Origin of the sequence: Aquidulcibacter sp. (assembly GCF_020253525.1) — a bacterium.
Taxonomy (GTDB): domain Bacteria; phylum Pseudomonadota; class Alphaproteobacteria; order Caulobacterales; family Aquidulcibacteraceae; genus Aquidulcibacter.
Map to the genome: position 1 here is coordinate 1 of NZ_JADCBK010000014.1, position 6,215 is coordinate 6,215.

The 6,215-nt window shown below is 57.4% G+C and carries 6 protein-coding genes and 1 tRNA gene; 4 read left to right on the plus strand and 3 right to left on the minus strand.

Features of this window, described 5'->3' with window-relative positions:
- Nucleotides 1–279: 279 nt before the first annotated feature.
- From IOB61_RS01940 to IOB61_RS01950, 3 genes are all read right to left on the minus strand, one after another.
- A tRNA-Arg gene (locus tag IOB61_RS01940) sits at nucleotides 280–356 on the minus strand.
- Between the two features lie 70 nt (nucleotides 357–426).
- Nucleotides 427–882 carry a DUF305 domain-containing protein gene (locus IOB61_RS01945; protein ID WP_290811370.1) on the minus strand — a complete coding sequence of 152 codons (456 nt, stop codon included), beginning with the start codon at nucleotides 880–882 and terminating at the stop codon, nucleotides 427–429.
- Nucleotides 879–1,955, minus strand: coding sequence for an esterase-like activity of phytase family protein (locus tag IOB61_RS01950; protein ID WP_290811372.1), 1,077 nt, complete (start codon nucleotides 1,953–1,955; stop codon nucleotides 879–881). Before IOB61_RS01950 ends, IOB61_RS01945 begins: the two co-directional genes overlap by 4 nt.
- A 153-nt stretch (nucleotides 1,956–2,108) precedes the next feature.
- Here IOB61_RS01950 and IOB61_RS01955 point away from each other — a divergent pair, with 153 nt between their 5' ends.
- The 4 genes from IOB61_RS01955 to IOB61_RS01970 form a co-directional block, all read left to right on the plus strand.
- A complete protein-coding gene (locus IOB61_RS01955) occupies nucleotides 2,109–3,389 on the plus strand; it encodes a DsbA family protein (RefSeq protein ID WP_290811374.1) in 1,281 nt (426 codons plus the stop codon).
- Complete coding sequence (locus IOB61_RS01960) at nucleotides 3,386–4,285, plus strand: formylglycine-generating enzyme family protein (protein WP_290811377.1); 900 nt, start codon at nucleotides 3,386–3,388, stop codon at nucleotides 4,283–4,285. Before IOB61_RS01955 ends, IOB61_RS01960 begins: the two co-directional genes overlap by 4 nt.
- Before the next feature lie 106 nt (nucleotides 4,286–4,391).
- Nucleotides 4,392–5,474 (plus strand): MBL fold metallo-hydrolase, encoded by a 1,083-nt coding sequence (locus tag IOB61_RS01965; protein WP_290811380.1) that lies wholly within the window; start codon nucleotides 4,392–4,394, stop codon nucleotides 5,472–5,474.
- A gap of 93 nt (nucleotides 5,475–5,567) precedes the next feature.
- Nucleotides 5,568–6,215, plus strand: a 648-nt coding sequence (locus IOB61_RS01970; RefSeq protein WP_290811383.1) for a sulfatase-like hydrolase/transferase, incomplete at its 3' end; no start/stop codon positions are given.

Consider the following 6,215-nt stretch of genomic DNA (forward strand, 5'->3'; position numbering starts at 1 on the left):
CTTTGCGAACTAGGCGGGGGTAATGACACCACCGAGGAGGGCTCATGATCCTCCCTTGAGCACACAGCACTATTTCAGCCGGGGCGCACGGTTTGCGTCGTATTCCGGGCCAGTCCGTTAATCTGGCCCACCTTAATTGACGCGCTCCAAGCGCCCCGGTCCCTCTGCCCTTATCCCAAGGGCAAAAGCCGAACCCCCGGAGGTCTTTTCCTCGCGGGGCTATCGGTGTTTGAAAGGTTTAGACGTCATCGGCCCAATGAGCTTCCACGCGACGAAAAATGGCGCACCCGACAGGATTCGAACCTGTGACCTTTGCCTTCGGAGGGCAACACTCTATCCAGCTGAGCTACGGGTGCAGCGCAGATGTGTCGGTAGCCCAGATGGGCGAGGGTTTCAACATCGCTTGGGCAGTCGGGGCATCGCTGTCTAAGGCTTGGTGTGTTTGGCTTGCCATGCCTTCATTTGGCTGATTTCGCGGTCTTGTGCGGCGATGATGTCCTCAGCCAGTTTGCGAATTTCAGGGTCTTTGCCATGTTCAAGAACAACGCGCGCCATGGCGACTGCGCCTTCGTGATGGGGGATCATGCCGGCAATGAAGTCTTTATCGGCATCACCTGTATAGGCGATCGCCATCTTCTGGTGCATTTCGGCATTGGCGGCCTCAAATGCTTTGGTTGAAGGGGCTGCGGCTGCCGCCGGGTCAGTTGAGCCCACCAGAGTTCCATGGTCCATCTGGCTGTGATCCATTTGGCTATGGTCCATCATCTGGTTGCCCATGCCAGAGGCGGCGACGCTGTTGGTCGGTGCGGGCTGGCAGGCGACGAGCGCAACACTGGCCAGCAGGCTGGTGGCGACAAAGAGGCTGGTTTTGAAACGTGTCATGGCTTGTCTCCGATGTTGGCAGAAATGGACGCGTCGAGACGAAAGGCGAGCAGGAACGTGCCTTGGTCGGCCGAAAAGTTATCGTCCGACAGGATGAAGACAATCTTGCCGCCGCTTTGCGGGTCGTTCATCACGGCAAGGCCTTCATAATTATCCATCGGAAACGGCGGGGCCAGGGTAAGCTTTGCCGTACAGATTGGTCCGCCCATAACAACGCTTTCAAGGCTGCATGCTTCCAGCCGCGACAGATTGATTTTGGTGGCAGGGTCATAAGAGCGTTTTAGCACCCACACTTCCTCACCCAAAACCCGAATGTCGGTAATGCCAAACCGGCCTTGATTTTCGAAATTGCCACGAGGGGCGGTCACCGCTTTGCTGTTCTGATCAAAGATCCAATAGGGGGCTTTCAGCTTAGCGGCAGCATCGCCCAGCCGGTCTGGGCCATATTCGGCAGACGCCAGATATTGGCCATTGGGTAGGCGGGCGAGGGCCTCCATCCCGCCATTGGGTTCAAGGCCCTCAAAGCCTGTCAGGCTGGGGCCGGGTTGGCTTTTGTAGCCCGTATCTGTTTTGACCAGTTCTATGAGGCGGTGGTTGCGCTCAAAGCTGATGAGGAAGCCTGTATCGGTGGGGGCGAGGCCCTCGCTATCAATTTGATTGCCCCCGCGCAGCGGCTTATCCGCCGGATCTGTGAGGGTGATAAGCTGCACAGGAGTTTCGGTGCGTATCGCGGCCTTTTGAGAGAGTGGATTGGGGGCAGAGAAGCGGGCGAGGTGGCCCCGATCGGTTATGGCGTCAAAGGAGATTGTATCGCCTTCTGCGATACGGACAGACAGGGAGGAGAGCCCTCCAAATTCTTCCGGCAGCTTTGGATCCTGCCGCCGGGTTTCGAGCCGCAAAGCATAGATCAGTTCTGCTTGGCCGGTCTTGCCGATACCGGCCAGATTTTCGGGCGTCAGGGTTTGGGCGCTTATCGGGGTAGAAAAATATGTTTCCAGCACAGGAGGCGCGCTGGATTGGGCGCAAGCGGCGCTGCTTATCAGGCAAAGGGCAAAAAGGGCGGGCACCCGCATGGTCGATCCTTATGGCTTTGGTTGCCCGTAACCTAGGCCGCTTTTAGCTCTGGGTCCATTAGGGCGCTGATCCTGGCAAGCCTTTGCTTGCTTGCTTTTGACATTCTGCGCGCCAAAACATAGGCTGGCATAAAGACAAGATGGGGGAGAGCAATGTCATTGAAAACGCTCGTAGTTTCACGAGTTGCCGAGGCCATCACCAGTGCGCAGCGCCAAGATGCCGCGCGCGACAAGTTTGAGAAGGAGCGCCAGCGCCAAGGCGCACGCCACCGCGTCGATTATTTTCATCAGATTGATGATCCCTATAGTCATTTGGCTTTGCAGGCCTTGGACTTGTTCCGAACCCGCTATGATGTCGATTTGCATGTCTGGTTGGTCGGCCCGCCCGATGATTGGGCAGCACCAGAGCGTGATCGCCTGATTGCCTATGGGCGCGAGGATTGCGCACGATTGGCCCAGAAGTCTGGCTTTAGTTTTGTTGATCACGGCGTTCAACCTCGCCCTGAAGCCGTGCTTGCGGCCCAAGCCCAGTTTGGCGAAGCCTTAAGCGGGGGGGATTTCTGGGAACGGGCTTTGGCCATTAGTCGCGCTCTTTGGGCTGGTAAGATCGAGACCGGCGCGCCCACGATTATGGGGGATGCGTGTGCGAAGGGGGATGCTGAACGGGCACGGCTAGGCCATTTCATGGGGGCTATGCTGTTTTATGGTGGCGAATGGTATTGGGGCATTGACCGCCTGCATTATTTGGAATCGCGCTTGCGCAATGTCGGCGCGCAGGTTTCGGGCGCGCCGTCGGAGCTGATCTTTCCGGCCCCCGGCTTAGACCTCACACCCGCTAAACCAAAGGCGGGCGAGCGGCCCGTCCTGCATTGGTATTTGTCTTTCCGCAGCCCCTATACCTATCTGTCTGCCCATCGGGCCAAGGCCTTGGCGGATGCTTATGGGGCAGAGCTGCGCTTGCGCTATGTCTTGCCGATGGTGATGCGCGGCCTGCCCGTGCCGCCGATGAAAAGCCGTTATTTCACGCTGGATAATGCGCGCGAAGCCCGGCGGCTGGCTATTCCGTTTGGACGGATTGCTGACCCGGTCGGCAAGCCGGTTGAGCGGGGCTATGCCATTCTGGCTTGGGCCCTGGAGCAGGGACGTGGCTATGGGTTTGTTGAGGCCTTTTTGACGGCGGTATGGTCGCAAGGGGTCGATGCGGGTTCGGATGCCGGGATGAAGCAAATTGTCGAAAGGGCAGGCTTGCCTTGGCCAGAAGCCCGCAAACAACTGGAGAAAGAGAATTGGCGTGAGACCGCAGAGGCCAATCGGCTTGAACTTTTAGAGATTGGCCATTGGGGAGTTCCGTGTTTTCGTGTGAATGAGGTCTGCGTGTGGGGACAAGACCGCATGTGGGTGATTGAGGACGCCTTGCGAGAGCTGACATCTTGAGACCAAAAATCCTGATCCTGTTGCCGCTTCTGCTGAGCTTTGGCTGTAAGCCAGCCGATGAAAGCAAAACGCGCGAGGCGATAGTGGGCTGCGGCTTGCCGGTCGCCAAGCAGGGGGGCTGGGTAAAAATACCTGCGGGATCGGTCGTCTTGGGCCAGGACCCTGCCTTTCCAGAGGAAGGGCCCATGATGCGCGTGCAGGTCAAAGGGTTTGAAATGCAGGCCCATGAGGTGACAAACCGTGAGTTTGCCGCCTTTGTGGCCGCAAAGGCCTATGTGACAGATGCGGAAAAGTCGCTGAGCCGCACCGATGGTGGGGCGGGGTCTGCTGTGTTTGAAATCGGAAGCCAAGGCCAACCCGGGCAATGGAAACTGGTTCCAGGCGCCACGTGGAAAACGCCTGCAGGGCCTGGCAGCACGATTGTGGGCCAAGAGGATAAGCCCGTCATCCACGTCTCGCGCCAAGATGCCAAAGCCTATGCGGCATGGGCCGGGGGGCGATTGCCCAATGAGGTTGAGTGGGAATATGCCGCCCAGTCAGGTCTGGCCGATCCGGCAAACACGCGATCTGGTGCCTATGATACCCAAAAGAAGCCCATCGCTAATACGTGGCAAGGGCTGTTTCCCCTGTTGGATGAGGGCAAAGACGGATTTCAATCGACCGCGCCGGTAGGATGTTTCCCACCTAGCAAACTTGGCCTCTATGATATGATCGGTAATGTCTGGGAATGGACCGAAACCCCTTTCCAAGACGGGGTTTCTGGAACCATCAAGGGCGGGTCCTGGCTGTGTTCAGATAATTTCTGCGGCCGCTATCGTCCACAAGCTCGCCAAGCACAAGATATTGATTTTTCAAGTAATCATATTGGGTTCCGCTTGGTTCGCGACTTGCCCTAGGAGAGAGGCTTGCTGCCTAACATGAGCGCACAGGCGGTTTGACAGGCTGATTATTGCACTTATAGTGTCAATATAAAGCTTGCCCAAAGCTGCTCAAGGACACGCCATGAAAGCCAAGCCAATTCTTGCCATCCTTGCGGCCCTTAGTGTTGGCGGTGCCGCGGTTGCGGCCCTCAATCGCGATAAGATTGCCTTGACGCTCTTAGAGCGGGGGGCCAATCAAGCCTTGGCCCACCCCACGATTGAAGGGCTCAAAACAGGATTGCATGCGGGCTTTTGCGGCACAGGTTCGCCCATGCCGGATCGAGATCGCGCCGGGCCATGCTTGGCGATTGTTGCGGGCGGTAAGCTGTTTGTGTTTGATGCAGGCGAAGGTTCGGCAGAGACGTTAAACCTGATGGGCTTGCCAACAGGCCAAGTCCAAGCAGTATTTCTAACCCATTTCCACTCTGACCATATTGATGGTCTTGGTGCTTTGGGCTTGCAGCGCTGGGCGTCGAGCTCTGCCAAGACGCCGCTGCCGCTTTATGGACCGACAGGGGTGGAGCAGATCGCGGCGGGCCTGTCCCAGGTTTATGCGCAAGATCGCGGCTACCGGGTCGCCCATCATGGGGCCGACATTGTGCCGCCCTCGGGCTTTGGGTTTGAGGCCAAAGCCTTTGCCCCACCTGCCATTGGCGCAGAGGCTGTCGTCTATGATCAGGACGGGGTGAAGATTATTGCTTTTGGCGTCGATCATCGCCCGATTGAGCCCGCCTTGGGCTATCGGATTGAATATGGCAGTCAGAAGATTGTCATCAGCGGCGATACCAAAATGTGCGACTGCGTGACCAAGGCCGCGCAAGGGGCCAATCTTCTGGTCCATGAAGCCATCGCCCCGAACTTGACCCAGATTATGGGCAAAGCAGCCAAGGGGTCTGGGCAGGCAGGGGTCGCCCAAGTCTTTCACGACATCGAAAATTATCATGCGACCCCCAGCCAAATCGCCGACATCGCCAATAGCGCGAAAGTTGGTGGCGTCGCCTTAACCCACATCGTGCCGGCTCTGCCGCTAAAGGGCTTGGAAGGACCATTCTTGGGGGATGCCAAGCAGAAGTTTAAGGGCGCCTTCTGGATTATGCAGGATGGCGATTTGGTCTCACTGAACCGCGACGGCAAGCTGTCTAAGCGCCATGTTTTGCGCGATTGAGGAAGGCCTTTTCAGTGACCGGAATTTGCTTGACCCCTTATGCATCCAATGACAATCATCGTGTCAAAACAAAGAACTGGTTTGGGGGCGCGCATGGGCAGATTTAGCAAACACCGGTCTGGCTGGGTGCGGGCGTTGGGTCTTGCGCTGGGTGGCTTGGCGTTGATGGCGGGGGCTGGCTCTGCCTCTGGACAAGTGAGTTCGAAGGCAACTTCAACCAAGGCCAAGCCCAATGTGGTCATCATCCTGTTTGACGATGCCGCTTTGATGGATTTGGGCATTTATGGCGGCGAGGCCAAAACACCCAATATTGACGCGATTGCCCGCAAGGGCACGCGCTTTACCCGCTATGCGACTTCGCCCTTATGCTCACCCTCGCGCGCCATGTTGTTGACGGGTCTGACCAATCATCAAGCCGGTGTGGCGACGATCAAAGAGGTGCTGCCAAAGGAACATGTTGGCAAGCCCGGTTATGGCCTGCATTTAGAGGCCAATGTCGCCACCCTGCCAGAGCGGCTGCGCCTTGCGGGCTATCGGACGTTCATGAGTGGCAAGTGGCATTTGGGTGATGGGCCGGGGCAATTGCCGGGCTCGCACGGCTTCGACCGGTCCTTTGCGCTTGATGCGTCGGGGGCCGATAATTGGGACGATAAGCCCTATATGCCCTTCTATAAGGAAGCGCCTTGGTTTGAGGACGATAAGCCAACTTCCTATCCCAGTGGTCAATTTTCCTCGACCGTA

What these genes read in the sequence shown, in the direction of transcription:
- IOB61_RS01945 (WP_290811370.1), bottom strand. Translation starts at nt 882, where the DNA reads ATGACACGTTTCAAAACCAGCCTCTTTGTCGCCACCAGCCTGCTGGCC.
- IOB61_RS01950 (WP_290811372.1), bottom strand. Translation starts at nt 1,955, where the DNA reads ATGCGGGTGCCCGCCCTTTTTGCCCTTTGCCTGATAAGCAGCGCCGCT.
- IOB61_RS01955 (WP_290811374.1), top strand. Translation starts at nt 2,109, where the DNA reads ATGTCATTGAAAACGCTCGTAGTTTCACGAGTTGCCGAGGCCATCACC.
- IOB61_RS01965 (WP_290811380.1), top strand. Translation starts at nt 4,392, where the DNA reads ATGAAAGCCAAGCCAATTCTTGCCATCCTTGCGGCCCTTAGTGTTGGC.